The sequence below is a fragment of the Alkalibacterium sp. s-m-28 genome (genome assembly GCF_054658175.1).
In genome coordinates, this window is sequence record NZ_BAAGIQ010000010.1 from 17,095 (window position 1) to 43,982 (window position 26,888).

32 protein-coding genes are annotated in these 26,888 nt (G+C 41.2%); 4 read left to right on the forward strand and 28 right to left on the reverse strand.

Features of this window, described 5'->3' with window-relative positions:
- Nucleotides 1-38: 38 nt before the first annotated feature.
- Genes ACYQ4S_RS02835 through ACYQ4S_RS02845 form a run of 3 tightly spaced genes read right to left on the reverse strand, consistent with a single transcriptional unit; the run spans nucleotide 39 to nucleotide 1,602 of the window.
- On the reverse strand, nucleotides 39-761 hold the full coding sequence (locus ACYQ4S_RS02835) for a 5'-methylthioadenosine/adenosylhomocysteine nucleosidase (protein ID WP_459769253.1): 723 nt from the start codon (nucleotides 759-761) through the stop codon (nucleotides 39-41).
- 29 nt (nucleotides 762-790) lie between these two features.
- Entirely contained in the window at nucleotides 791-1,036 is a 246-nt protein-coding gene (locus tag ACYQ4S_RS02840; protein ID WP_459769255.1) for a hypothetical protein, read from the reverse strand.
- 11 nt (nucleotides 1,037-1,047) lie between these two features.
- Nucleotides 1,048-1,602, reverse strand: a complete 555-nt coding sequence (locus tag ACYQ4S_RS02845) for an NUDIX hydrolase (protein WP_459769257.1) — start codon at nucleotides 1,600-1,602, stop codon at nucleotides 1,048-1,050.
- A 172-nt stretch (nucleotides 1,603-1,774) separates the two neighbouring features.
- Between ACYQ4S_RS02845 and ACYQ4S_RS02850 the strand changes: the two genes are divergently transcribed.
- The 3 genes from ACYQ4S_RS02850 to ACYQ4S_RS02860 all read left to right on the forward strand — a co-directional run bounded on the left by ACYQ4S_RS02850 (nucleotide 1,775) and on the right by ACYQ4S_RS02860 (nucleotide 4,026).
- Entirely contained in the window at nucleotides 1,775-2,443 is a 669-nt protein-coding gene (locus ACYQ4S_RS02850) for a 5-bromo-4-chloroindolyl phosphate hydrolysis family protein (protein ID WP_459769258.1), read from the forward strand.
- A 29-nt stretch (nucleotides 2,444-2,472) separates the two neighbouring features.
- Nucleotides 2,473-3,669: a toxic anion resistance protein gene (locus ACYQ4S_RS02855; protein WP_459769260.1), complete on the forward strand. Its 1,197-nt coding sequence runs from the start codon at nucleotides 2,473-2,475 to the stop codon at nucleotides 3,667-3,669.
- A gap of 114 nt (nucleotides 3,670-3,783) precedes the next feature.
- Nucleotides 3,784-4,026, forward strand: coding sequence for a GlsB/YeaQ/YmgE family stress response membrane protein (locus ACYQ4S_RS02860; RefSeq protein WP_091264552.1), 243 nt, complete (start codon nucleotides 3,784-3,786; stop codon nucleotides 4,024-4,026).
- Nucleotides 4,027-4,084: 58 nt separating this feature from the next.
- Here ACYQ4S_RS02860 and ACYQ4S_RS02865 read toward each other — a convergent pair whose 3' ends face one another.
- From ACYQ4S_RS02865 to yhbY, 25 genes are all read right to left on the reverse strand, one after another.
- Nucleotides 4,085-4,285, reverse strand: a complete 201-nt coding sequence (locus tag ACYQ4S_RS02865; RefSeq protein ID WP_091264554.1) for a cold-shock protein — start codon at nucleotides 4,283-4,285, stop codon at nucleotides 4,085-4,087.
- A gap of 214 nt (nucleotides 4,286-4,499) precedes the next feature.
- Nucleotides 4,500-7,280 carry an isoleucine--tRNA ligase gene (ileS, locus tag ACYQ4S_RS02870; RefSeq protein WP_459769280.1) on the reverse strand — a complete coding sequence of 927 codons (2,781 nt, stop codon included), beginning with the start codon at nucleotides 7,278-7,280 and terminating at the stop codon, nucleotides 4,500-4,502.
- A 263-nt stretch (nucleotides 7,281-7,543) separates the two neighbouring features.
- Nucleotides 7,544-8,200 (reverse strand): DivIVA domain-containing protein, encoded by a 657-nt coding sequence (locus tag ACYQ4S_RS02875; RefSeq protein ID WP_459769262.1) that lies wholly within the window; start codon nucleotides 8,198-8,200, stop codon nucleotides 7,544-7,546.
- Between the two features lie 76 nt (nucleotides 8,201-8,276).
- Entirely contained in the window at nucleotides 8,277-9,062 is a 786-nt protein-coding gene (locus ACYQ4S_RS02880; RefSeq protein WP_346025480.1) for a YlmH family RNA-binding protein, read from the reverse strand.
- A gap of 7 nt (nucleotides 9,063-9,069) precedes the next feature.
- On the reverse strand, nucleotides 9,070-9,369 hold the full coding sequence (locus ACYQ4S_RS02885; protein ID WP_346025479.1) for a YggT family protein: 300 nt from the start codon (nucleotides 9,367-9,369) through the stop codon (nucleotides 9,070-9,072).
- 24 nt (nucleotides 9,370-9,393) lie between these two features.
- The gene (locus tag ACYQ4S_RS02890; RefSeq protein ID WP_346025478.1) at nucleotides 9,394-9,864 is read right to left on the reverse strand and encodes a cell division protein SepF; all 471 of its coding nucleotides are present in this window, start codon (nucleotides 9,862-9,864) and stop codon (nucleotides 9,394-9,396) included.
- A gap of 24 nt (nucleotides 9,865-9,888) precedes the next feature.
- Nucleotides 9,889-11,106 carry a cell division protein FtsZ gene (gene ftsZ, locus ACYQ4S_RS02895; RefSeq protein ID WP_459769265.1) on the reverse strand — a complete coding sequence of 406 codons (1,218 nt, stop codon included), beginning with the start codon at nucleotides 11,104-11,106 and terminating at the stop codon, nucleotides 9,889-9,891.
- A gap of 30 nt (nucleotides 11,107-11,136) precedes the next feature.
- Nucleotides 11,137-12,447 (reverse strand): cell division protein FtsA, encoded by a 1,311-nt coding sequence (ftsA, locus tag ACYQ4S_RS02900; protein WP_346025476.1) that lies wholly within the window; start codon nucleotides 12,445-12,447, stop codon nucleotides 11,137-11,139.
- 234 nt (nucleotides 12,448-12,681) lie between these two features.
- A complete protein-coding gene (locus tag ACYQ4S_RS02905; protein WP_346025475.1) occupies nucleotides 12,682-13,500 on the reverse strand; it encodes a cell division protein FtsQ/DivIB in 819 nt (272 codons plus the stop codon).
- A gap of 20 nt (nucleotides 13,501-13,520) precedes the next feature.
- Nucleotides 13,521-14,645 (reverse strand): undecaprenyldiphospho-muramoylpentapeptide beta-N-acetylglucosaminyltransferase, encoded by a 1,125-nt coding sequence (murG, locus tag ACYQ4S_RS02910; RefSeq protein ID WP_346025474.1) that lies wholly within the window; start codon nucleotides 14,643-14,645, stop codon nucleotides 13,521-13,523.
- A 23-nt stretch (nucleotides 14,646-14,668) separates the two neighbouring features.
- A complete protein-coding gene (gene murD / locus ACYQ4S_RS02915) occupies nucleotides 14,669-16,054 on the reverse strand; it encodes a UDP-N-acetylmuramoyl-L-alanine--D-glutamate ligase (protein ID WP_459769269.1) in 1,386 nt (461 codons plus the stop codon).
- A 96-nt stretch (nucleotides 16,055-16,150) separates the two neighbouring features.
- A complete protein-coding gene (mraY, locus tag ACYQ4S_RS02920) occupies nucleotides 16,151-17,113 on the reverse strand; it encodes a phospho-N-acetylmuramoyl-pentapeptide-transferase (protein WP_459769271.1) in 963 nt (320 codons plus the stop codon).
- 20 nt (nucleotides 17,114-17,133) lie between these two features.
- Nucleotides 17,134-19,278: a penicillin-binding protein gene (locus ACYQ4S_RS02925; RefSeq protein ID WP_459769273.1), complete on the reverse strand. Its 2,145-nt coding sequence runs from the start codon at nucleotides 19,276-19,278 to the stop codon at nucleotides 17,134-17,136.
- Complete coding sequence (gene ftsL, locus ACYQ4S_RS02930; RefSeq protein WP_346025470.1) at nucleotides 19,275-19,655, reverse strand: cell division protein FtsL; 381 nt, start codon at nucleotides 19,653-19,655, stop codon at nucleotides 19,275-19,277. The genes ACYQ4S_RS02925 and ftsL overlap by 4 nt, the downstream gene beginning before the upstream one ends.
- 40 nt (nucleotides 19,656-19,695) lie before the next feature.
- Nucleotides 19,696-20,649 (reverse strand): 16S rRNA (cytosine(1402)-N(4))-methyltransferase RsmH, encoded by a 954-nt coding sequence (gene rsmH / locus ACYQ4S_RS02935; RefSeq protein WP_346025469.1) that lies wholly within the window; start codon nucleotides 20,647-20,649, stop codon nucleotides 19,696-19,698.
- A 15-nt stretch (nucleotides 20,650-20,664) separates the two neighbouring features.
- Nucleotides 20,665-21,096 carry a division/cell wall cluster transcriptional repressor MraZ gene (mraZ, locus tag ACYQ4S_RS02940; protein WP_091264592.1) on the reverse strand — a complete coding sequence of 144 codons (432 nt, stop codon included), beginning with the start codon at nucleotides 21,094-21,096 and terminating at the stop codon, nucleotides 20,665-20,667.
- Between the two features lie 176 nt (nucleotides 21,097-21,272).
- Nucleotides 21,273-21,653 carry a DUF3397 family protein gene (locus ACYQ4S_RS02945; RefSeq protein ID WP_346025467.1) on the reverse strand — a complete coding sequence of 127 codons (381 nt, stop codon included), beginning with the start codon at nucleotides 21,651-21,653 and terminating at the stop codon, nucleotides 21,273-21,275.
- Nucleotides 21,654-21,756: 103 nt separating this feature from the next.
- A complete protein-coding gene (rpmF, locus tag ACYQ4S_RS02950; RefSeq protein ID WP_091264598.1) occupies nucleotides 21,757-21,936 on the reverse strand; it encodes a 50S ribosomal protein L32 in 180 nt (59 codons plus the stop codon).
- 45 nt (nucleotides 21,937-21,981) lie between these two features.
- The gene (locus ACYQ4S_RS02955) at nucleotides 21,982-22,545 is read right to left on the reverse strand and encodes a DUF177 domain-containing protein (RefSeq protein WP_346025466.1); all 564 of its coding nucleotides are present in this window, start codon (nucleotides 22,543-22,545) and stop codon (nucleotides 21,982-21,984) included.
- Nucleotides 22,546-22,650: 105 nt separating this feature from the next.
- Nucleotides 22,651-23,856 (reverse strand): nucleotidyltransferase, encoded by a 1,206-nt coding sequence (locus tag ACYQ4S_RS02960; RefSeq protein WP_459769276.1) that lies wholly within the window; start codon nucleotides 23,854-23,856, stop codon nucleotides 22,651-22,653.
- Nucleotides 23,857-23,865: 9 nt separating this feature from the next.
- The gene (locus ACYQ4S_RS02965; RefSeq protein ID WP_346025464.1) at nucleotides 23,866-24,588 is read right to left on the reverse strand and encodes a class I SAM-dependent DNA methyltransferase; all 723 of its coding nucleotides are present in this window, start codon (nucleotides 24,586-24,588) and stop codon (nucleotides 23,866-23,868) included.
- Entirely contained in the window at nucleotides 24,588-24,947 is a 360-nt protein-coding gene (gene rsfS / locus ACYQ4S_RS02970) for a ribosome silencing factor (RefSeq protein WP_091479018.1), read from the reverse strand. Before rsfS ends, ACYQ4S_RS02965 begins: the two co-directional genes overlap by 1 nt.
- The gene (yqeK, locus tag ACYQ4S_RS02975) at nucleotides 24,928-25,560 is read right to left on the reverse strand and encodes a bis(5'-nucleosyl)-tetraphosphatase (symmetrical) YqeK (RefSeq protein ID WP_346025462.1); all 633 of its coding nucleotides are present in this window, start codon (nucleotides 25,558-25,560) and stop codon (nucleotides 24,928-24,930) included. Before yqeK ends, rsfS begins: the two co-directional genes overlap by 20 nt.
- Nucleotides 25,550-26,191 carry a nicotinate-nucleotide adenylyltransferase gene (locus ACYQ4S_RS02980; protein ID WP_346025461.1) on the reverse strand — a complete coding sequence of 214 codons (642 nt, stop codon included), beginning with the start codon at nucleotides 26,189-26,191 and terminating at the stop codon, nucleotides 25,550-25,552. Before ACYQ4S_RS02980 ends, yqeK begins: the two co-directional genes overlap by 11 nt.
- 22 nt (nucleotides 26,192-26,213) lie before the next feature.
- The gene (yhbY, locus tag ACYQ4S_RS02985; RefSeq protein WP_091479023.1) at nucleotides 26,214-26,525 is read right to left on the reverse strand and encodes a ribosome assembly RNA-binding protein YhbY; all 312 of its coding nucleotides are present in this window, start codon (nucleotides 26,523-26,525) and stop codon (nucleotides 26,214-26,216) included.
- Nucleotides 26,526-26,698: 173 nt separating this feature from the next.
- Here yhbY and ACYQ4S_RS02990 point away from each other — a divergent pair.
- A partial coding sequence (locus ACYQ4S_RS02990; protein ID WP_459769278.1) for a hypothetical protein occupies nucleotides 26,699-26,888 on the forward strand: 190 nt, incomplete at its 3' end.

The following is a 26,888-nucleotide window of genomic DNA, read 5'->3' on the forward strand; positions in this document are numbered from 1 at the left end:
ACAATATTAATAGAGATCAGCTGAACCGGTTTATTTGCTCATATAGATGACGAGTCGACCGAATCATTTTCTTCTATTAACTCAATATAGCAAAGAACCATTTCTGCAGATTTTTTCCCAGCAGATTCGATAAATTCATTGAATGACACAGATGCTTCTTCATCTGCGACATCAGATACTGCCCTGACCACAGCAAATGGAATATCGAACTGATAACACGTTTGTGCGACAGCTGTTCCTTCCATTTCTGTAACCAGTGCATCACTGAAATAGGATTTGATTTGCTGGATTGCAGAAGCATTGCTGATAAAGGAATCCCCACTCACTATAAGCCCGTCTTTAACTGTCCATTCAGTTTTTAAAGCCGCTGTTTTTAAAACCTTTACTGTTCCTGTATCTGCTTCGTAGTATTCAGGCATCTGCGGTATCTGACCGAATGCATAACCAAAGGCTCTTGCGTCGGCGTCATTGTAGCTCAATCTTGTTGAAATGACAAGGTCCCCTACTCTGAGTCCTTCTCCTATGCCTCCTGCTGATCCTGTATTGATTACCGTATCAGCATTAAATCTGTTGATCAGCAGAGTCGTTGCGATCGCTGCGTTGACTTTTCCAATACCAGACTGTACTAGAACGACATTGGTTTGTCCTAACTTACCTTCATAAAAGGTTTGATTCGCAATCTCAGATTGACTCATGTCAGACAACTCGTCAGTGAGCAATCGGATTTCCTGCTCCATCGCAGCTATAATTCCTAATTTCATCTAAACACCCTTTCCTTATAGTGATAAGCTCAGATAAAGAAAACGAACGCCAGAACGATTATAAGCAGTAGCGCGACTATAATAATGGCCAGAGTAAGCTGTTTTTCCACTCGGCGGTACTTCTCCATCTCATTCAGTCTTTTCTTTGATGTGCGTCCTTTTTTAGATAGTTTTCTTTCCTTCTTCCGATCTTCAGCTTTTCTTAATCTGCTTTCTTTTTTTTTCTTTATTTCATCCAGTTTTTTCTGTTTTTTCAGTTCACTTCTTGAAGACATCCTTATCATCCTCAGTCTTTCTTCATAGTTTTTTTCATTTTCCAGTAGAACAAGGCGAAAACTGTCTTGGAATCCCTGAGTAACCCTTGGTCATATAGATCCCAGGCTTCATCATATGTTACGATCATTACTTCGACATTTTCATCCTCATCTTGGGAAAGCGGATTTTCTGCTAAGTACAAATCTGTCGCTTCATAGATTTCAAGAAATTCATTTGTAAACCCTGGTGTACTATAAAAAGAAGTCACAAAAGAAAGGTTATTTGTTCTATAGCCAGTTTCTTCTTCAAGTTCACGTGCAGCAGTTACAGATCCACTGGCATCCGACTCGTCTTTCAAGCCAGCAGGTATTTCAATACTGATATGCTCGATCGCCTTACGGTACTGTTTGACAAGTATGATTTCATCGTCGTTGATAAAAGGAATGACCGCAGCAGCTCCATCGTGTCTGACTATTTCTCTCTGAGCCGTTTTTCCATTAGGGAGCCTGACTTCCTGTACCGTATACTCTGTAATGTTTCCTTTATATACTGATGTTTCCTTGATCGTTTCTTCTTTAAAATCCATTGGTCCACTCCTCACATACCGTTAATCATACAGGATTCGCCAGCAATTTTCATTATATAATTATCGTTCATATCCTGTTAAATCCATCTTAGGTCTTATGTCAATTCTACCATATTTTGTGATACTATATAGTTAGAATAAGTAATCGTTTCACCAGAATGGAGGATCAACAATGAAACAGTCAACACTATATACATCTTTAATTTATACACTAACTTTACTCACTTCTCTATTTATATTCATCATGATGATCGGACTTGAATTTAACGGACTGCTCGCTTTGGGGCTGAGTATAGGAGCTGGAGTGCTTATGTTGAAAAAATTTGGTAGAAAGACATCTTCTGCAAAGAATACAAGCCAAAAATTACCGAAGATGACCCAGGAGAAAGAAGCCTTTTATACTTCAAAAGGCCTATCTAAAGAAGATATTCAGTACTTCAGAAAAACAATGCACAAAGCGAAAGAACAGGTTATAATGATCGAAAAGAATATGACTCAGTCTGGTAAGCTTAGAGCAATTGAAAACCGCAATAACACGGTAGCCCTATCAAAAGCATTGTTCAAGGAAATTACCGATGAACCTGATCGTCTTCATGAAGTCGACCAGTTTCTATACGTCCACCTGCCATCACTGGCAGATCTGGTTAAAAAATACGTTGAAATTGAAAACCACAAGGCTAAAAGCAAAGCAACCTATGATATTCTTGAGAAATCATCTCAGACAATCGACAATATGTGCGGGCAGATCGTAGAAGATTATGTCATGTTTAAAGAAGACGATATCCAGGATCTTGATGTCGAAATCGAGCTGGCTAAACGTACATTGAATGATGAACTTTAATACTAACCCATACACAAGGAGCTGTTACAATGGCAAACGAAGATAATGATTTGTTCGAAAAAAAAGAACAGAGTGAAATCGACGACTTATTGGCAAATCCTTTTGGTGCTTCTTCTGATACTGAAAGCTCTGTAGAAAAAAAAGAAATAAAAAAGCAGAATGAAGTAAAAAAAGTGATCGATACTTTAAATGAAACGAGAAAAAAACAAGCTTACGAACTGGCAAAAATGATCGATACTTCTGACACTGATTCACTTCTGAACTACGGTGCTCAAGCCCAGCAGAAACTTGGAGAGTTTTCACATTCCGTACTGAATCATGTTCAGAATCAGGAGACCAGTCATATCGGCGAAACCCTCAATGATCTGATGTTTCGTTTGAATGAGGCTAATCCTAATGAACTCAAGGCAGATGACCGAAACATCTTCAAAAAAATGTTCCGAAAAATCAACCGTTCAATCTATGAAACGACAGCCAAATATCAGAAGATCGGTGCTCAAGTTGACAAAATAGCCGTCAAGCTGGACAAAGAGCGTGAACTGCTTCTTAAAGACAATGTCATGCTTGAAGAATTATACGAAAAGAACTATGAGTACTTCGAAGCTTTGAATGTCTATATAGCAGCCGGAGAAGTAAAAATCGATGAGCTCAGCAATGAAGTCATTCCACAGGCCGTCAAGCATGCGGAGGAAAGCGGCAACCAGATGGAAGTCCAGAAGGTAAATGACTTGAATCAGTTCCTGAATCGTCTGGATAAGCGAGTTTATGATTTGAAGACTGCTCGTCAGATGACAATTCAGCAGGCCCCTCAGATCCGTCTCATCCAGAATACCAATCAGGCCTTAAGTGAAAAGATACAGACATCCATTAATACTGCTATTCCTTTATGGAAAAACCAGATCGTTGTTGCACTGACTCTCCTTCGTCAGAAGGAAGCTGTTACGGCTCAGAGACAGGTATCTGAGACAACTAACGAACTTCTGACTAAGAATTCAGAAATGTTAAAACAGTCCTCAATTGAAACAGCTAAAGAAAACGAGCGCGGTGTCATCGACATTGAAACGCTTGAAAAAACTCAGGCCGATCTTGTTGAGACATTGGAAGAAACCTTATCTATACAACGGGAAGGACGATCCAAGCGTAAAGAAGCAGAAGTTCAGCTTCAGCAGCTTGAAAACCGTTTGAAAGATCAATTACTACAACTGACTGAACCAAAAAACAACTGATTCTAATTAAACAGTACAATGTTATCTTTTTCAAGTGTAAATATTTGAACAAAATGTGACAGTTTACTATACTAAGTATGTAAGTTATTCAAAACGAAAGAGGAGAGATGTATTATGTTAGGATTTATTTGGTCACTTATAGTGGGTGGAGTGATTGGTGCAATCGGTCAGGCTATTGTTGGTACTGATGTGCCAGGTGGTATTATAGGTAACATTATTATAGGGTTCGTTGGTGCCTGGGCAGGTCACGCGTTATTCCAGATGGGACCTGAATTAGGTGGCTTCTATATTATTCCTGCAATTGTAGGGGCAATATTGATAGTTTTCATCTATGACTTGATTGCAAGCAGATTATAATAACAAATTTCAATATAAAAAACTTCCTCAAGTCTGTACTTGAGGAAGTTTTTTATTATCACAGTTTTTCAACGTTGGATGCTTGAGGTCCTCTGTCACCTTCGATGATGTCGAACTCTACTTCCTGACCATCATCAAGTGACTTATACCCTTCACTATTAATTGCACTGTAGTGGACAAATACATCTTCATGTCCTTCAACTTCTATAAATCCGAAGCCTTTTTCAGCGTTGAACCACTTGACCTTACCTTGAGCCATAAGTACTTTCCTCCTACTTGTTTTCTTGCAACAGAAATCTAAGACTGACATACTACTATGAAAGTTAGGATTAAGCAGTTAAACCTCCATTACATATAAAATTATACAAAAGTAAACGTTTTAAATCAATAACTCTATATTGAAATTAGCATTAAAAAAATGAGTTCCTCTAGTTTTCAATCGAAAACACAGGAACTCAATTTTTTTAAGCACTTTAACTGTTCAGAACTTCAGGGTAGTGCTCTTTACAAATAGAATGGCAGCGCGGGCACAACTGCTCATCTTCATTCAGAGCCACTGTCTCTTCAGACGTTATACGGCAGCGTGTGCATACCTCCCCCGGCATACGTTCGACCTTGATCGCTACTCCATCGAAATCAAGAACAGACTCATCGTCTTGAGGTTTTTCATCTAAACCTTTTACACTGAATTCAGAAGCGATAAGGATCTGGCGGATATCACTGTCAAGTGTATCTAGAAGACTTCTGATATCATCTGAAGCGTAGACTGTTGTTTTCGCTTCAAAGTCTTTTCCGATCACTTTATTCTCTCTTGCCACTTCGTTAGCTTTCAGTACTTTGTCTCGGAATGTCATGAATGCACTCCAGTTTTCAAGTACTTCTTCCTCATTGCTGAAGGACTGTACTTCAGGGAATTCTGACAGCTGTACGAAATCCTCTTCTTCCTGCAGGTATGTCCACATTTCTTCAGCTGAGTGAGGCAGGATCGGCGTAAGCAATTTAGTCAGATCTCTGATGATGTGATAGAAAACTGTCTGCATCGCTCGTCTACTGTAGGCATCAGGTGCATCTATATACAGAACATCTTTGGAGAAGTTCGCATAGAAGTTTGAAACATCCACTGTACAGAACTGATTGATTTCTTTAAAGATATCTGAAAAATCATAACGCTCATAGCCATCCACGACGTTTTTCACTGTCTGGTTCAGACGGTTCATCAAGTACTGATCCACTGGGCGTAAGTCTTCATAAGCAATACCATCCGCTTTAAAGTCGAAATCTTCAGTATTCTGGATCAGGAAGCGAATCGTATTTCTGATCTTTCTGTAAATTTCCGATACCTGTTTAAGAATATCCATGCTGACTTTTACATCTGCCTGAGTATCTACACTGGATACCCAAAGACGGATCAGATCGGCACCCATCTGCTTGATGACCTTATTAGGATCGATTACATTACCAATCGATTTACTCATTTTCTTCCCTTTGCCATCAAGAACCATTCCTTGAGAAAGAACAGCTTTATAAGGAGATACTCCATTTATTGCGACAGACGTCGTGATACTGGAGTTGAACCAGCCTCTATACTGATCGGATCCTTCAAGGTATAAGTCTGCCGGGAAGGTCAGGTTCTCTCTTTTGCGCAGTACTGCATGGTGAGAAGATCCGGAATCGAACCATACGTCCATGATATCTGTTTCTTTCGTAAATACCCCATTAGGACTGGATGGATGTGTGAATCCTTCGGGTAACAGATCTGCAGGTTCTTTTTCAAACCAGCTATTCGAGCCATGTTCCTCGAATAGCTGGGCAACATGTTCCGTTGTTTCCGGAGTAATGATCGCATCACCGTTTTCACCGTAGAATATCGGTAATGGTACACCCCAGGCACGCTGTCTGGAAATGACCCAGTCTCCACGGTCTCTGACCATGTTATAAATACGCTGCATTCCCCAAGGCTGCAGCCAGTCCACTTTCTGTACAGCATCAAGAATATCATCTCTGAAATTGTTTATAGAAGCAAACCACTGCGGAGTCGCTCTGAATATTACCGGTTTCTTTGTTCGCCAGTCATGTGGATAGCTGTGAGTAAAGAAATCAAGTTTAAGCAGCGCATCATTCTCTTCCAGCCATTCAGTGATCTGTTTATTTGCTTTGTCATAGAACTGGCCTTCCAGTCCTGGAGCTTCGTCAGTGAAGCAGCCTTTTTCGTCTACTGGAGACAGAACAGGCAACTGATACTTCTGGCAGACGATAAAGTCATCTTCCCCGTGTCCAGGAGCAGTATGGACAAGTCCAGTACCATCTTCAAGGGTAACGTGATCCCCTAAAATCAGTAAAGACTCACGATCGTAAAATGGATGCTGTGCAGTGATCCCTTCGAGATCTTTGCCGGCTACTTCTTTAATCAATGTCACATCAGTCCACTCAAGGGTCTCTGCAACTTCTTCAGCTAGTTTGGATGCTACAACAAATTTACGGCCGTCTGCTTCCAGTACAGCATAATTCGTGTCAGGCTTAACTGCAATAGCTAAGTTCGCAGGCAGTGTCCATGGTGTCGTTGTCCAGATGATGAATGATGTATCCTTATCCAGAAGATCGTTGCCATCTTTTACTGTAAATGCCACATAAATATTAGCCGAACGCACATCATGGTACTCGATTTCTGCTTCAGCAAGAGCTGATTCACTTGAAGGAGACCAGTAAATCGGTTTAAGTCCTCGATAGATATAATCTTTTTCAGCCATCTTACCGAAAACGCGGATCTGTTCCGCTTCATAGTCTTTCGTCATGGTCACGTATGGATTATCCCATTCGCCTGCTACTCCTAGACGTTTGAAGTCTGTTCTCTGCTTTTCAATCTGTTCCCAGGCATATTCTTCACAAAGCTTTCTGAATTCCACGACTGACATGGACTTTCTGTCTACTCCTGTGTTAGTCAAGGCCTGTTCGATAGGCAATCCATGCGTATCCCATCCTGGTACATATGGGGATCTGAAACCAGACATGGATTTATATCTGACGATAATATCCTTTGAAATTTTGTTCAAAGCATGTCCGATATGGATATTTCCATTCGCATATGGAGGACCATCATGAAGAACAAAAGGCGGCTTGTCTTTGTTCAGCTCCTGTCTCTTGTTATAGACGTCTGCTTCTTCCCATTCCTTCTGTCTCTCTGGTTCTTTGTTCGGCAAGCCCGCTCGCATGGGAAAATCTGTTTTCAGTAAATTCAATGTATCTTTGATTTCCATCATTTCACCTTTTTCTATAATTTTTGATAAAAAAAAGACCTCATCCGAAAGGACGAAATCATCGTGGTACCACCTTAATTTTGAAAAGTGAAGAATAAGCCTTCTCCTTTCCTTTGCTTCCTTAACGCAGAATGACGCAAGTACTTACTTATTTCAGTACTTGTTGACTTAAATGATAACACATAGCTTCCGCTTGTCAATTCTCACCAGTTATTGACTCTCTGTTAAGCGTCCACTATCTGTTGTGTTTTAAGTATCTTAAATTATTTTACTTCAGGAAGTTCGACCGCGGGCGTCATGCCTTCTTCGTATCCGTCCAGTTCTTCAGTCTCTTCAACTTCATCGACCTGATCTTCGTTCTGCCTGTCTTCCAGTTCTTTCTTAACTTCTTTAATTGTTTCGATATCCGGCTGTTCAGAGGTTGGCGGCTGAAGAAGATCCTCCCATTCTTCCTTTTTAACCAGTTCCAGCTGAGATTCAATCATCAGCTGAAGTCTCTGCCTAAAAATACGACTCTGTTTTCTCAATTCTTCTGTTTCCTGCTCGATGCGTCTAGCTTTGTTCACTGCATCTTTCAGAAGCTCATCTGCATGATTCTCTGCGTCGTGCTTAACATTGGAAGCTTGTGTTTCTGCTTCTTTTGTAATCATTTCCGCTTCTTTTTCTGCATTCTGCTTCAAGCGGTCAGCTGCATCTTGAGCGACTAAAATCGATTTATTGAGTGAATCATGCATCTGATCATAGTTCGCTAGTTTTTCTTCAGCAAAACTCAGTTTCTTTTCAGTTTCTTTCTTCTGCTTCAACAGCATTTCATAGTCTTTTATAATCTGATCAAGGTAATCATTTACTTCGTCCTGATCATACCCTCGCATTTTAACAGGAAATTCCTTATTATGTATATCCAATGGTGTTAATGCCATGGAAAAACACCTCCACATTTTATTAGGCTCCAATGCCTTTAGTATAATGAAACTGAATCATTATCTCAAGAAACAATTAACTGTTTCTGTCCAGAACGCCCAGCGATAGTCGGATTTTTTCTTTTTTTGTTTTCCCTTCAATCGACTGCAGTCTTAACCGACCGTATCCCCTAATAGATACGACATCATTAATACCGAGTACAGTATCCGGCCGATCTGTTTCATTCCAGTTTACCTTTACTTTTCCAGAAGCAATAAGCTCTTTGGATTTCTGTCTGGAAATATTAAAAGCACCAGCAAGAACAACATCCAGTCTTAATGAAGAAACAATTTCATCTCTATCTTCCCAGCTGTCTTTTGGAAGAATCAGATCCGTATAGGATATTTCTTCAAGCTGGATAGTGATTTTTCCTATCTTGTCTACAGAAGACATCAAGAAATCCATGATCGATCCGTCTGCAAAGAACTGCCAGCGGTCACCATCTGAAATGATATCTCCAATTGTACTCCTGTCGATTCCTGACCCGATAAGCGTACCGAGTATTTTTCCGTGACTCAAGTCCGCAAACTTCCTAGGGTATCTTATTTCAGCGATTCTAATGTCGAAATCATTCTGAGCAGGATCAAAGTAAGACGGTGACAGAAAGAGGCGCCTGCGTTCGGCTGCCTCATATCCCCCATACGTACTTATCTTTATATCGTCATATTGCCCAGCTATCGACTCAACAATAAACTGCTGTCTAGGATCCAGAAATGGACTGAGGTATGGCGTATACTGCATTTCTACCTGACGCAGCCAATCACTGACTTGATCGATAAACTGTTTTTCTTCTTCTCTAAAATGCTGATACACTGATTCCATTGTCATCTCATCCAAACTGTCTAACTAGATTAAATAGTATGCTGAAAACTGCATCAATTCCGTAACCCACAAATGTCAGAGAAAATAGTGCGGCTAGTCCTGCCAAACTGATCATTCCAATCGGCGGAACGAAGCGTCTGAAGAATCCGACATACGGTTCACAGATTCTGATCAGAAACTGCCCCAGGCTAGACTGATATCCACCTGGAAGCCATGACAGCAAAAAGTATACAACAAGTGCTATTCTATAGACCTGCAGCCCCTGCATGATTAGATTATATAGCACACTTAATATTTGAAGGCCCATTTATAAAGTAAAGCTCCGTTCTCATTAGTATTCACTGTTTTTTAATGCCTGTAGTTCTGCCCCATCGATTTCGAAAGAATGAGGGGTACAGATGAAAATTTCTTCGCCGAGTCTCTGAATATCTCCCTTGATCGCATAGGTGGTCCCCATAAGAAAATCGATCATTTTCTTGGCCTGATTCTTTTCCATTCTTCTGAAGTTCAGGATGACTGACTGATTGCCAAGAAGCAGGTCAGCAATGGACTGAACATCAGAATAGAGCCTTGGTTCCATCACTTTAATGCGAGGCTTTTTCAGAGCCTGCTGGTGGTTGATGGCCACAACATTCTGAGAGGCAGATTTTTTTAGCTCGTCGACCCCTCTATAAGTCGGGGCAGCTGCCTCAGTGGCTTTTTTCTTCTCTTTTTTCGGTGTCTGCTCTGACAGGTCTTCTTCTAGGTCGTTGTCAGTATCGTTTAAAGAAAAGTAATCATTCAGTTTATCTTTGATGCTCATTTTACTCTTCCTTTCCAGTGACTGTTATTTACGTCGACGTCTGAAGAACGGCGGAGTGTCCATTTCTTCATTTGTGCTGTCGGTTTCATCATCTCTGGAAAATAGATTTCCGGAAGCCGACTCTTTACGGTTTTCAGCTTTTTCGTCCAGGTCTGCATTGTGTCTGTCCCTGAGGTTAGGTTCTTTACGGATATCCCAGTTGCCGAAAGGATCCTTTTCATTTGATGCAGGTGTGGAAGGTTTTGACTGCTTCTTAGATGGAGCTGGCTTCTGCTTCTGGTTTTTCTCAGCATCTATACCTGTTGCAATAACCGTTACGATAACCTCATCGCCCAGATCTTCATTGATTGATGTACCGAAGATAATATTAACGTCGTTTGTAGCTGCTGCAGACACGATATCTGAAGCATCCTGTGCTTCAAATAGCGTCAGGTCAGATCCGCCCGTAATATTTAGAAGTACATTTTCAGCACCATCCAGAGAGACTTCAAGTAGTGGTGATGAGATTGCTTTTTTAGTTGCTTCAGCTGTTCGGTTTTCTCCTGTTGCTGTACCGATACCCATCAATGCTGATCCCTGATTTTCCATGACAGTTTTAACATCTGCAAAGTCCAAGTTGACATAACCGGGATTCGTGATCAGATCTGAAATACCCTGTACCCCTTGTCTTAAAACGTTGTCAGCCTCTCTGAAAGCTTCCATCATCGGGGTCTTCTTATCTACGATTTCAAGCAAACGGTTATTTGAGATCGTTACTAGTGTATCCACATGTTCACGCATTGATGCAATACCCTCGGCTGCGAATCGGCCTTTCTTCGGTCCTTCAAAAGTGAATGGTCGAGTAATGACACCGACTGTCAGTGCGCCTTGTTCTTTAGCAATACGTGCCACGATTCCCGCAGCACCAGTTCCAGTTCCGCCACCCATTCCTGCAGTGACGAAAACCATATCAGCTCCCTGTAGAGCATCGGCAATAGCTTCTTCACTTTCCTCAGCAGATTTTCTTCCTACTTCGGGGTTGGCTCCTGCTCCAAGTCCTCTAGTCAGCTTAGGTCCTAATTGAATTTTAGTTTCTGCACTCATCATATCCAGTGCCTGCAGGTCAGTATTTGCAACAATAAATTCCACGCCTTGTACATCGTCTTCGATCATACGGTTAACAGCGTTTCCTCCAGCTCCACCCACACCGATTACTTTAATGACTGCTCCGTTTGAGATTGCTGAATCAAATCCTAATTCCATTCTTTTTCCTCCTGTATAACCTTATCCAATTTAATCAAAAAAACTCGAAAAGATTGATTTTATTTTATCAATAAATGAATCGCTAGAAGCATTACTGTGGTTACTGCTGACTTTAGACTGCTTGCTGGAGACAGCTGGAAGTTTTTCAGCTGGCTGATCTTCCGTCTGTATATACTCATTGTTTAAGACAATGGTATTGAGAAGCTTGGTCAGCTCATCCATATGTGCTTTAGTGTAAACAAGTGCAATGGCATTTGAGAAAGAAGGGTAACGAACGCCCATGAAATCGGGTATGTACGTTTTGATATTCACTTCAAAAATGTCTTCCGCCAGTTCTTTCACTCCAGTTATGGCAGCTGTACCACCTGTTAGAATGATTCCACCCGGAAGATCAAATGCACCTATATTATCCAGTTCAAATTTAATTTTTTCAAAAATCTGAGCCAGTCTGGCCTCAATTATTTCAGCGATGTATGATTCCTTTACATCTACTGTCCCTTCTTGTCCAACAACATCTATTGAAAGGGTCTGGTCTCTTTCATCAGTCAGTTCACTATACGCATAGCCAACTTCTCTTTTAAGCTTCTCAGAATTCTTCAATGACGTATTCAGAACAACTGAGATATCTTTTGTGATGTTTTCTCCACCCTCCTGAACGATTGTGGCATATTTCACCTGTTCGTCATGAACAGCAGAAGCGGAAGTCTGCCCTCCCCCAAGATCAATCTGAATGGTGCCGAAACGTCGCTCATCTTCTGACATGATCAGTCCAGCCATCGCTTCAGGCTGAAAAATCAAATCGCTGATACTGTACCCTGCATTATTGACGCTTTTTTTAATGTTGTGCAGAACTGTTTTTGATGTCGCCAGAAGTGTGCCGTAAAGTTCAACTTGATCTCCAACCATTTTTCTAGGATCTTTTATCCCGTCGAACCCATCGACTAAAAACTCTTCTACCATAATCGAGAGAAGTGTCTTATCGGACGGTGTTTTCTTAGTCCTGACTTGCTCTATAATTTTTTTGAGTAATGATTCGTTAATTTCCTGTGAAGCATTTTCATTTGAAACGGTCACGTGAAAAGGATTGATTTCAATATTAGTGGCAGGTACCCCTACAATGAGTGAGCCGATCTGTATACCAGATTTTTCTTCTGCCTGTTTGACTGCTTTTGTTATAGACAGTGCTGTTTCGTCAATATCAATTATTAATCCTTTGTTGATTCCATTAGATTTTTCACTGCCAACTCCAATAACATTCATCTTGCCATTCAACACTTCAGAAACAATGACTTTTATTGAAGTGGTTCCAATATCTAAACTTGAATAAATTCCATCCTTCACTTTATTGAAACCTCCCATTCTTCAATAATCAAATTCAAACACGCTGTTTCGATTTTAACTATTGATACATATCATTCTACCATAAACTCACGTGTATATTGAAGCCTATTTATTGATTTATCAGTATATTTGAATTGCTTTTCTGTAACAGTACAGATGCTTCGATTTCCAAAATTAGTAATTAAAAAAGCCTCACCGCCAGGATGAGACTTCTTAGATATTTATAAGAGCAGACTACTCCCCGCCCTGATCCATATCCTCTTCATTTTCATAGGACTCGTATTCCTCTGAGTCATAAGGGATGAAATAAGCACCGGCTTCCAGATCGAAAACACCATTACCATCTACTGTTTCTCTCATCTGGAGATAATAGTTCATCCGTTCTGCAAAAGTCGGGATCGAGGCAAGCACCTCATTTCCATCGTTCATAAATGCCCGTACAAGCATCGGGTTGTGATCATCTTCCACGTGTACTATTTCAGATATCAATGACTGAACCTGGTCATCCACTTCTTCATAAGTCGAAAGCATGCGCTCGAGCGCTTCTCCTTGTGAAAAATTCAGCAGTATGGGCTGGCTGGATGTGATTCTAGGTAACGTTTCATCCAGAATGACACCATTCTCAAGTATTTTCTGGTAATGATCATCCGTCTGAAGAAACGCAACTGTTTCGTATTCGCTGATCGTTATCGCTACAGACTGCAGTCCAGTCACCTTCAGTTCAGCACCGGAAACCTGAGGAATTGCTTCTGTTATCCTTGTTTCGATATCTTCTCTTCCAAAATACGTACCTAGAACAGAATCCCCTATAGTGATCGAACTGTTATTGAATACTTCCTGATCATATACCTCACTGGTCCCTTCCACTGATACATCTTTCACATTGCTGTATGAACTGATTGTATAAAGTGAAACAAATATGGCCAGTGTAAAGACCAGCATCAAGCCAGACCATTTCCAGTAGAGTCTTCTTCTGCTTTCTGTATGACCTGAAGAAGCTGTTCCTGCCTGACTATTACCGGCAGTTTCCTCTAGTCCCTCTTTTTTTGACATAGTCACTTCTCCTAAAACTCTTAACCATTCAATAGTGTCATCAACAGATGAATAATCTTGTCAGATGCATCAGGCACTCCGAGCTGTTTAGCTTTAGCTGCCATATCATTTCTCATACCTTCATCCGACATAAGGCGATTCACTGTTTCAATAAATTTGCTGCTGTTCAGTTCATCTTCACGAATAAGCTCTGCTGCTCCTGCTTCCGACAGACTTCTGGCATTCTTCGTCTGATGATCTTCTGTCACATTAGGACTTGGAATCAGTACACTTGGGACACCAAGAGCTGTCAGTTCCGCCAGGGTAGTTGCTCCGCTTCTTGACACAACTAGTGAAACCGATGCGAAGACGCTGGGCAGGTCTTCAATGTAAGGGACTATACTGACTTTGGAGTGTTCCTCTTCAAGTCCACAGCTGCTTTTCCATTTTTCAGACAAGTCTTCATAGTGCTCTCTACCTGTCACAAACAGAACCTGATAATCAGCTTCGACGAACGCCTGACAATGATCGATCACTGTTTTATTAATCGCTGCTGCTCCTCTGCTTCCACCAAAAATAAGGACAGTTGGTTGTTTGGGATTCAGTTTAAATGTCTGCAAGCTATCGTTCGCCTGAATATCTGCGACTTCCTGAGCTCTTGGATTACCTGTAAATACAATCTTATTTTCATGTCCTTTAAACTGATTTTCTGCATCCTTGAAGCAGATTGCTATAGCAGATACATAACGGGCCAGAAACTTATTTGTGATCCCGGCAACGCTGTTCTGCTCATGGATCACTGTCGGTATTCCCTTTTTAGCTGCTGCATAGCAGACGGGAGCACTGACATACCCTCCGGTTCCAATGACTGCATCAGGGGAAAATTCGTCAATTATTTTTTTAGATTTTCTTATGGACTGTATAAAATATCCGATAGTTTTCAGATTATATTTTATTCCTTCAAAATTAAGCTTCCTCTTGAATCCTTCTACCTTTAATGCCTTGAACGGGATGGTATAATTCGGGACAATTGTACTTTCCAGTCCTCTCTCTGTGCCGACATACAAAAATTCGATGTCGTCATTCATCGCTTTCATCCGTTTGATCAGTGCAAGAGCCGGATAGATATGGCCTCCGGTACCGCCACCAGTTACTAATATTTTCATAAATTATGCACTCACTTGAGTGCTTACTCCCCTTTTTCATCATTGATTTTTATGTTTCTGATCGTATCAATATAATCCTGGCCCCTTGCTTCAAAGTTAGCATAAGCATCCCAGCTTGCACATGATGGGGACAGTAAGATGACATCGTGTTTTTCACTGATTTCAAATGCTTTGTATACTGCCTCGGACAATGTCTCGAAAGCAGCCTGTTCGCTTATACCAGCTTTTTTTCCTACTTCCAGCAATTTATTTTTTGTTTCTCCAAAAGTAAACAATGCTTTGACATGATTTCTAAAAGAAGGAATAAGATTTTCCAGATCATCTTCACGGTCCAGCCCGCCGGCAAGCAGGATGACTTTTTGCTGGAAGCCTTCCAGAGCATTGATCGTTGCTAGAGAATTCGTCGCTTTAGAATCGTTATAAAACCGTCTTTCACGAATATCATCTACAAACTGCATACGATGAGGCACACCATGGAAATGACTGAATACTTTCTCTATTGTCTGATTAGTGACATTATGCAATTTTGCAACAGCTATAGTTGCCAGTGCATTTTCCAGATTATGCTTACCAGGTAGGACGATGCTGGAACTGTCCATGATTTTCTCATTATTGAAGCAAATGACCCCACCATCAAGATAGACCCCTTTTTCTAATTGAGACTTGCGGGAAAAAGGAATCAGCTGGGCTTCACTAGCTGATAACACAAGATTTGTCAGTTCAAGCTGGTCATGATTATAGATAAGATAATCTTCAGCTTTCTGATTTTTGGTTATAGCCATCTTTGCTTCTACATATTCTTCCCTGGACCCATGATAATCCAGATGAGCAGAATGAATGTTGGTAATAACAGCGATATTCGGACGGAATGTCTTAGTTCCCATGAGCTGAAAACTTGATACTTCCATAACAAGCGTGTCCTCAGGATTGGAATGCAAGGCGACAGTAGTTGAAGGGGTTCCGATATTTCCAACAGAATAGATATGACCTTCACCTGGTTCAGCTACCAGTAAGGACTCGATCATCTTGGTGGTTGTAGTTTTTCCGTTTGTTCCTGTAATCGCTACTAAGGAAGATGGTGAAATAGTATAAGCTACTTCCACATCAGTAATAATCGGAATGTCTCTTTTCTCAGCTTCTTTCAGTAAAATATTGGAATAAGGGATCCCTGGATTTTTTACGAGCAGATCTATCGGCTGATCAAGTAAAGACAACGGATGCCCTCCTGATACCACCGTTATTCCTAATGATCTGAGTTCCTTGGCTTCATCACTGCTGTCGATATCTTTGTAATCATTGACAGTAACTTCCGCCCCAAGTTCTTTAAGAACTTTTGCCGCACTGTACCCGCTGACAGCCAGCCCTAAAATCAGCACCTTCTTATTTTTGTACTCCGTTTGATTGCTCATGGCTATTCTCCTTAAACTAAAATTCAGTCTCCGATCTTTCTTATAATCAGCTATGAAAAAAACTGGAAGTAGATAACTACTACCAGTTCCGGTTGTTTATATACTGATCAATGCCAGTATACTAGTGATCAGTGTGATAATAGAAGAAATGATAACTATTTTCCATTCGCCCCATCCGCTCATCTCAAAGTGATGATGAATCGGACTCATTTTAAAGATTCGTTTTCCTCTTAGCTTAAACGATCCAACTTGCAGCATTACACTTGCTGTTTCAATGACAAATACAAGTCCTATGAGCAGCAGCGTCCATTCCTGATCAAGAATGATGGATGCACCTGCAAGTCCTGCACCTAACGCGAGTGAGCCGACGTCTCCCATAAACACTTTTGCCGGTTTTTTATTAAAAATAAAGAATCCTATAAGCGCACCGACAACCGCTGCAGTAAAGACGGCTACTTCCCACTGTTCCTGCCAGACAGCAATTACAGTATATGCTCCGTATGCAATCATTCCTGTCGTTGCAAGCAGACCATCAATTCCATCTGTCAGATTAGTCGCATTCGAAAACCCGACCAGCCAGAACAAGACGAAGAAAATATACAGCCATCCAATCGATAGACTTACATTAAAAGGTAAACTGATCGTCTGGATAGAAATCAGACTGCTGACCCCGAAATAGAAAAGAACTGCACCTGCAATTTGAGCGATAAGCTTCTGGAGACTGGTAAGTCCAAGATTTCTTTTCATGACGACTTTAATATAATCATCTATAAAGCCGATCAATGCAAATACGATAAAGATGAATACAAGTAAGGCTGTCAGCCAGAACTGCCCCCCCACCAAGAATGAAAAAATTAACGAGGAAAGAACCACAGAGATAAGAATCGAGAGACCTCCCATTGTCGGTGTGCCCGACTTTGATTCATGCCAGGAAGGGCCTTCTTCTCTGGTTGTCTGACCCAGCTGCTTTTTTTTGAAATAACTAATTACAGTCGGCATCAGGGAAGCAGCTATCAATCCACTGACTACCAACGTCATTACCAAATACACACTATCCACTTTTCTTGTCCACTCCTATGTCATTCTTGATTCGAAGCTAATTGTACCACTATTTCAGTTCCAGTTTCAATAAATGACCCGGCAGACATGTTCTGTGACGTCACAAAACCTTCACCTTCTACCGTGAGTGCTATCCCGGTGAGTTCTGCCAGTCTGTACAAATCATTTCTTGACCAGCCGGTAAGGTCCGGTAAGGTCATTGCACCATTTGTCAGAAGCAAAACTCGTTGAGTTTCATCTACCTGCATCTCCTGTCTTGGAAACTGCTGAACAACTCGTTCTCCAGAGCCGATCAGGCTGTACGCATCACCATTTTCCTCCAGATACGCTATGGCATCCTGAGCTGGTTTTTCAACAAAGTCAGGCATGTCATTTGCATAACTATTTTCACTTTGCATATCGTCACCGGCAGAATAGTATTTAAGTGCCCTCTTCATCACCGGGTTGAATATTTTCTGGACAGCTTGACTGCCGTGAGAGATCGTATTCAGTTCAGGCTGCTGCACAGTCACATACAGAATCAATTCCGGATCATCAGCTGGCGCCATTCCGACTACTGAAAATACATTATTATTTGGCCCGCTCAGATATCCGCCAGTTTCCGGATCTGCAATCTGAGCAGTTCCAGTCTTAGCTGCTATTTCAAAACCATCGATCTGGTACCCTCTAGCAGTTCCATGCTCGCTGTAAACTGTTTCTTTAAGGTACTCCAATGTCTGAGCAGCTGTTTCAGGAGAAATGACCGGCTGTTTTTCTGAGCCCTCTGTCTGTTCTGATACAATGTGAGGTTCTACCATTATCCCACCGTTAGTAAGAGCAGAAAAGGCTCTCAGCATCTGAACAGGAGTCACTGCAATCCCCTGACCGAAAGCAGTATTAATTTTCTGTAATGGCCACTCGTATGGATTACTTCCGTTCGACTCATTAGGCAAGTTTATACCTGTTCCAGTACCGAAGCCGAAGGCATCCAGATAGCTCTTCCATTTATCATGCCCCATCTCTTCAACCTGATGAACGAATGATACGTTGCTGGAACGAGCCAGTCCTTCCAGATGGGTAATTGTTCCCCATCCTTCGCGTCTGACATCACGGATCGTTCCTCCGCCGGCCTGAATCTGTCCCGAGCGGAAGTATTCATATGGTCTGAAGGTACCTTCCTGAATAGAAGCAGCCAGAGTCATTGCTTTTAAAGTTGATCCGGGCTCAAATGTATATTCAACCAAAAGATTCTGCCAGGACTGATCGATTCCTTCTTTTGTAGTGGCATTAAAAGTTGGACGCTGAGATGTAGCCAGTATTTCTCCAGTTTTAGCATTCATCAGATTAGCCGTGATGTATTCCGGTTTGTGTTCCTGATCTACTTCTTCAACAATCCTTTCAAGAAAATTCTGCATACGCCGGTCTATTGTAAGTGTAAGATCTTTGCCGTTTATCGGATCCACTTCTTCGATTTCCTGATCTGGAATTACATAACCAAAGCGATCAGCCTGAAATTTTATCCATCCATTTTCACCACTTAAATGGTCATCATACTGTTTTTCCAGGCCCATGACTCCATGAAGCTGATCATCACTTTCATCTGTCACTTGAGCCAGTCCGATTGTATGTGAAGCAAATGTGCCATTGGGATAAAGCCGGCTTCTGCTTTCATCAAATGTTATACCGGTCAGTTCATTTTCCGACAGATCGTCTCTAATCGCACTCATAGTTTCGAAAGTCAGATTGCTTCCAGCATTTCCGAACTCTACCTGCATACTGTCTTGAGTCAGTCGGGCATAAATGTCATCCTCATTCAGTGACAGATGAGTAGCAATAATTTCTGCAACAGCTCGAGGTTCTTCAATATGCTGGGGTCTGCTAGGTGATGACCATTCATCAGTAAGAATAGCTACCATCTTGTAGGTCGTTGCATCTGTTGCGATCGGATTACCGTTTCTGTCGAATATTGTCCCGCGGCGGGCCTGAAGCACATTATTTCGAGTATATAATTTTTCTACATTAAGATGAAGATCTTCCCCGTTTACTTCTCCTCTGACCATGATCCAGGTAAATCTCAGAAAAAGCGAAGCAAAGAGAACAAAACAGATTACATACATAAATATTGCGATCGTTTTTCTATTGTGGAAAGGGTTGGTCTCTTTAACCTTTTTTTTCAACTGTTTCATCTGAATACATTCCTGATCTGTTCTACGTTCATTTCCAGTCCATTTTCTATGGCGATGGAATAAACTCTGTCATATCTGGACAATTCCTGCACTTTCTGTTCAAAGTTTTCGTTTTCAATCTGAGTAACGACTGCCTGAGACTCGATATCCTGAATCGAACGATTGATCGTAGATACCTGTATAGATAATGCAATATGTACAACTGCCAAACCGAATAGTATGACACCAAAAAAGCTGATGACTGCAGATTCAAGCCGCGTCAGTCCTTTCGTCTTCGGACTGGCTTCTCTTACCTTCTCCGGTTCCTGATTGATGCCAGGCTGATGCAGGGGCTGTTGGTTCATTTCATACTGTCTTGCTAAGTTATCATTCATCATGTGATCAATACTCCTTTCTTCAATATACCGTTTTATCTGTTCAGCTGTTTCTCTGTTTTTCTGCGATTCTTAGTTTTGCACTTCGAGACCGGTTATTCTCAGCCAGTTCCTCATCTCCAGGAATAATCGGCTTCCTGTTGATCAGCTTAAGTACCGGCTGCTCGTGATCAGGAATGACCGGAAGTCCTCTAGGTAGGTCCGGTAGCTTGGAGTAACTCTTGAACATCTGCTTGACAATGCGATCTTCCAGCGAATGGAATGTGATGACGCTGATCCGTCCGTTAATATATAATAGATCGATTGCTGCTTCGAGCGAGTCTTCAAGTGCGCCCAGTTCATCATTGACAGCTATCCTGAGGGCCTGAAAGATTCGTTTGGCAGGATGCCCGCCTTTTCTTCTTGCCGGCGCCGGAATCGCTTCTTTAATCAGCTCAACCAGCTCCTGGGTTGTATTGATGGGTCTGTCTTTTCTTGTAGATTCAATCAGTCTTGCGATCTGTTTAGAGAATTTTTCTTCCCCGTATCTAAAAAATATTCTGACTAAGTCGTTGTACTCCCAATTATTGACAATATCATGAGCACTTAAGTCCTGTGACTGATCCATTCGCATATCAAGGCGTGCATCTTTGTGATAACTGAATCCCCGTTCAGTGATGTCCAGTTGAGGTGACGAAACACCCAGGTCATACATGATACCGTCAACTTTCTGGACCCCAAGTCCATTCAATGCTGATGCAATATTTCTGAAGTTAGTGTGGACAAACGTGATTTTTCCCTTATCCACTTCTTCTTTTAACAATTCTGCTGCATTATTAATTGCCATAATATCCTGATCAAAGGAGTATAAATGCCCTCTCTCATCAAGTTTCTGAAGTATAAGCGACGAGTGTCCGGCTCCGCCTAGTGTACAGTCAACGTAGACGCCGTCTGGACGTATATTCAGACCCTCGACGGTTTCATTAAGTAAAACTGTTTCATGTTCAAATAGTGTCATGTATATCCTCCGTTACTAAAAGCCAAAGTCGATCATTTCTTCCGCTATTTCTTCAAAAGACTGGTCAGCATCTTGAGAAAATGCTTCCCACTTCTCTTCACTCCAGATTTCAATCCTTTCTGATACACCAATGATATAGCAGGTCTTTTCCAGTACTGCATGATTGATCAGCGGACTCGGAAGGTTGATACGTCCTTGCTTATCCAGTGAACATTCAGTTGCAGCTGAATAAAGAAACCGTGTGAAGGTTCTTGATTCTTTCTTTGCCAGGGGAAGTTGCTTTAATTTATTTTCCAGCAAGGTCCATTCCTGCATGGGATAGCCAAAAAGGCAGCCATCCAGGCCACGGGTCACAATGAAACGCTCCCCCAGATCCTCACGGAACTTGGATGGGATGATCAGCCGACCTTTTGCATCAATATTATGCTTATATTCGCCTAATAACATTTCACTGCCCCCTCTCCCCACTTATAAGGCTAAGTCTACCACAATGCCCCACTTTCTACCACATCATTATACAAATAAAACACAATTGTAAAATAAAACTGGCAAAAAAAAAGCATCCGGAAAATATGACTGCCGTCATACTCTCGGATGCTTTGAGCTATTCTCTAAGTTGATACTTAAATAATGGCCAGATAAGTAATGAAGATGCCTATTGCAAGATACCCAGTAAGAAGAATCAGGAACACATATCTCCACCAGATCCTGAAGAAAAAGTAAATGTTCAGTTCTTCTTTAACGAACGTTCTGAATGTGGCGATGATAATCCCCGTTAGAGACAGAACAATAATAATGTACGGAATGAAATTGATTTCAAAGTAAAGCTTCCCTAAAAAAAATAATAAAATCAGCATGTAAGGGATTAGCAGGTCCACTACTTTTACGGGAATATTTACCAACCTGAACTGGCGGTTTATCTTTTTTGAAAACAGCAGGATAATGATTGGCAAAATATAAAATATAATTATAATCAAATCGACTGAACCATCAATGATGTCCACTTCCTATCCATTCATACGATTAACTATCAGAAAAAGCGTTCATGAGTTAACCCATAAACGCTTTTTCCTAAACTCTATATTGAGTCGATCGTGTATGCCACGATTAACTTTCTTTGCTTACTACCTCTTTACCTGCGTAAAATCCGCAAGATGGGCATACATGGTGGTTACGCTTCACTTCACCACAGTTTGGACAATCACTCATGTTTGGAAGGTCCAATTTGATATGAGTACGTCTTTTTGCTTTTCTGCTAGTAGATGTTCTTCTTTTAGGTACTGCCATTTTCCAACACACCTCCTTAAAAGGATTCGATTCCTGATTCAAATACTACTCATTGTCCTCTTTGAACAGATCTTTCAATGCGGCAAATCGGGGATCACCCTCACCATCATCAGCCAATCCTGGATGATCGTTATGGTCTTCCTCATCAATAACATGCCAGTCTTTTCCACTGGGCATCATGCCAGATTGACGCTCGTCCACAGTAAATACCTGAGTAGGTTTATTAGTTAAAATAGTATCTTCGATCGGTTTCTGCAAATCAAGAATGTCTTCAGATAATTCCTCGACCAGTTCATCCTCTGTAAATGATTCCAGTGATACAGATGATAGTGCCGGCAGATAAATTTCAGAAAATGGGATAGTCAACTGAACCTTGACGGGTTCCAGTGAACGTGACGAAGGCATTGTGAGAACCGTATCGAGTACGAGATCCACATAATAAACTTCATTTTTTTCATTTTCCAGTGTCCCTCTAATCTGTATTGGCTCAGCATAAAGGATTTCATTATCTCTATTTTTCAGTGATTCTGAGAAATCGACTATCCCATCCAGTTTTAATGGCTGGTCCTGATATCTTTTTAATTCGTTTAATGCCCATTTAGTTTTCAATGACTTCACCTCAGTGTTTGTCGGTTAGTTCTGCTAGGATAAAAAGCAGTCAATGCTGAGAACCTAGAGGGTAGACCTTGTACTTGGACAACAAAAACAATTATACTATTTTAGTCCATTATTGTCAATAAAATTAAAAGGTTTCGTATAAAAATCTTGGTGAAGTATCTGCTCTTTATCAGCCAGACGATAAATATGTCCCGCCTTGATATCCTGCTCAAAATTGGGCGCTGTACTTTTATTGAGATTGGAAACCAATTTGATCGACCATTCTTTTTTGTGCCTGCCTATATAACCTCGACCTGCTTCCGTAAATCCAAGAAGACGGACAGCTTCAATTCTCTTTTCTGCCATGTCCATGGCCTGTTTAGTATTGTTCAATAATATATGACAGCAGATACGCTGCAGGGACACCCAGGTCAACTGCCTAGTCTTAACAGATTCGATAAACTCCTTCATTGATACTGCATCGCTGATTTTCTCTTTCAAGCGGTACTCCAGTCCCTTCTCCATCAGATAGATCTGACTAAGGTCTTCAGTGCTTATCGCTGATAATCTGTAGTCAAGCAGACGAAACAGATTTTCCCATGATATAAGTGGGTGATTTTTCAGCACATCATACATTTCGGCCGGTACAAATGTTTCGACAGCCGTAAAGGCTTCTCGCTTCTCAAGCAGAGTTCTTCTAATAGCTGTTGCACTGGCTATACTGAATGAACTGTCAAGTTCATCATCATGATAGTGGCTGTTTTTTCTGGGAACAGTTTGGATGGACATGTCGTATCCATTCCTTCTTATTTCTTTAGCATACGCAAAACCAAGCATGTTGTTTGGTTGAGTGAGATCAAGTGGAAACTGACTGAAATAAGTGTTGATCACATCACTGAAATTCTGGGCATATGTCTGTTTCTGCTGATGCGCCTGTCTGAACAAGTCGTCCAGTTCAGCCTCATTTTCTAGATACAGGTACGCAGCTTCTCCGAAAGCCTGACTATTCCCACTCTCACTTCCAAAACTGATCAGATCACAACCCAGACCGTTAAGGACGGATACAGCCCCTTCAGCAAAAAAATCAGCCGGCTGAACACTAAAGTCAGTCGGCAGTTCCACAACGATATCTGCTCCATTCATCAGTGCAGCTCGGGCTCTTGACCATTTGTCAACGATTGCCGGTTCCCCTCTCTGAAGGAAATTACCACTCATTACAACAATAATAATATCAGCTTTTAATTTTTTTCTAGTCTCTTCAAGATGATACTGGTGTCCATTATGAAACGGATTATATTCAGCAACGATCCCACACACTCTCATCCTGTCACCTTACTTTCTGACTTCGAAAAACCATCGTTCACTATCTGATTCGACCGTATCAGTAAAATCAGCTGTCACGTCGACTGTTCTAAATCCTGCTTTCTTCAGCAGCTGTATATATACTTCAACAGGATAGGTACGTTCTGAATGGACTTCTTCAAATCGCTCATATCGGCCTTCATCTGTTTCTACAAAAAATGTCAAATGATGATCGACTGACCCTTCATGCTCCCCTTCGTAACTGTCCCATAAAAAGACGATATCATCAACTTCTGCATGGAAGGAAAATTCCTGAAAGAGCTCCATTTTATGAAGAGAATGTACATCGAATAGAAAGACCCCTTCATCAGAAAGCACCGAGTAGACTTCTTTAAAAACCTTAGCGAGAGATGCTTCATCTTCCATATAACACAGTGCATCACTGTAGCAGATGACACTATCATAATGAGGGAGCTCTGAGAGTTCTTTCATGTCCCTTTGAAGAAGAGGGAAAAAGACTTTGCTTTCAGTCTGCCTGTCGTAAGCCAGGCTTAGCATCTCTTCAGACAGATCAAGACCTGTCAGGTCATAACCCGACTCTTTGAGCATAATACCCAGGATTCCTGTTCCACAGCCCAGCTCAAGCATTGTCCGATTCTCTGATACATGTTTTTTAGTATACTCCAGCCACTTGCCATACAGACTATCGTCCATGAGCTGATCGTATACTTTAGCAAACCAGTTGTAGCTCATTAGCTCAGCCAGCCGCTGACGTCGACCTGCTCAGCATCAGACCAAAGTCTTTCCAGTTTGTAGAACTCTCGTTCTTCCTCATTGAATAAATGAATGATAACATCTCCGAGATCGATCAGGATCCATTTACCCTGGTCCTTACCTTCCACTCTCTTAACTGGCTGCTGATTCTTCTCAGCTGCCTCCAGTATACTCTGGGCAATTGCATCAAGCTGACGGTTATTGTTGGCGTGCATAATTACAAAATAGTCTGCTAGAAGTGATACCTCTTTCATATCCAATGCCAGTATTTCCTGAGCCATTTTATCATCAGCTGCTTTAACTACATATTCTAAAAGTTCAATAGACGAACGGGTCATCTTGCTCCTCCTTGTTTTTAACGCCCCAGACATTGTATGTCTCGATTGCCTTGGGATATATTTTTGCCTTACGTTTTATCAGATTTTTTAATGTGTGTCTGGAAATGTAAGCTATAGTCGATTCAAGATCGGTCTTTGCAAGCTGACGAGCATCCTCCACACCATTGAACGACCGGTTAGGTTCGATGAAATCTGCAATGTAAATGATCTGCGCCACGATATCCATTCGGGGCGAACCGATGGTATGGTATTTTATTGCATCCTGTATCTCTTCATCATCTAAGTGATACTCGTTTTTCATCAGAACTGCTCCCACAGGCCCATGCCAGATGTTGCTTCCGAACTGAAGCATTTCCAGGTCCAGGTTTTCACTAATGATCAGATCACGCATCTCTTCATCCGGTTTTTCTTTTGCATAGTCATGAGCCAGTGCAGCTATACTGACTTTCTCCTTGTCAGCATTATAAGCCTCAGCTAGTTTCAAAGCTGTTTTTTCAACTCTCAAAACGTGCTTGAACCGTCTTTTACTCAGCGTCTTTTCCATAAGCTCAACAAGTTCAGGCCTAGACAGATCGCAATAGTTTTGAGAATATATCGGTTTGTTATTTTTCATTCTTATATAGTCCTTCACTTTCGATGTACTTCTCGGTTTCAGCCGTGACTAGATACCTGATCGAACAGCCGTCTCTTACCTTCTGGCGGATCATACTCGAGCTGATATCCACATCAGGCACGTCTACCATAATCACTGGATAAGGGGTACCGGTCTTATAATTGGGCCGGTTGACAGCTACAAACTGAACGAGCTGAATAAGTTCATCTACTTTATACCAGTTCGGCAGATCCTCGACCATATCCGCTCCTATGATAAAGTAGAATTCTGTATCAGGATGCTTCTCCTTAAGTATTCTTATCGTATCGTATGTGTAACTTTTGCCTTTCCTCTCTATTTCACTTAGATCGATCTTAAACTGCTCATTATCTGAAAGTGATTGTTCAAGCATATTAACTCTGTGCACATGATCGATTGTCTGCTTCGACTGCTTGTGAGGCGGCTCATACGATGGTATAAACAGAATAGTATCCAGGTCAAGCTGATCTCTTACATGCTCTGCTATGATAAGATGACCTAGATGAGGTGGGTTGAAACTTCCTCCAAGGATGCCGATTTTTTTATCAGGAATCGACTGTAAAAGTTCAGTGAGCACTTCGGGTTCAATGGTACTGGAAACGTTTTGACTCACTTGCTTACACCTGCCTTTAATTTTATCTTGGTAGTCTGGAAGAGTAGTGCTGATATTTTTCTTCTTCCGCCTGTTTATATAGCACCAGAACTTTTCCTATCGTCTGAACGACGGTTATATCCGACTCTTCTTCGATAAGCTCTTTTGCCTCTTTGGTGGTCCAGTCAGTATTCTGCAGCAGCTGGACTTTCATCAGTTCTTTATTTTCAAGAGAGTCTTCAAATTCTCTTATCATTTCAACAGTCAGCCCGTTTTTTCCAATCTGGAAAAGGGGTGACATATCGTGCGCTTCTGCTCTTAAGAAACGCTTCTGCTTGCCTGTTAATTTCATCATTGTCCTTCTTTCTAAATTAAAGTAATTACCAATTTTTTTGTTTTTTCGTGTTGTTTTAATGCAACTATCGTTGCTCTATCAATTAAAATACAAAAAGGCACCTCTTCCCCCCTTAATCTGATAAAATGAAGTTCACTAAAAACAAACATTCATCACTTAAGGAGTGAAAAGAGATGCCTAATCTACTTCAGATTATCATGTATTTAGTTAATAAAATCAAGTGGCAAAACAGTTTGATTCAACTTTTAAACGATTATATTACTTGGCTTGAAGATGCGGGTGATCGACCACCTAAAGGGACCGATATCACAAAGCTTGATTACAACAAATTGACCCTTGATGACCCACCGAAAGTTGTAAAGA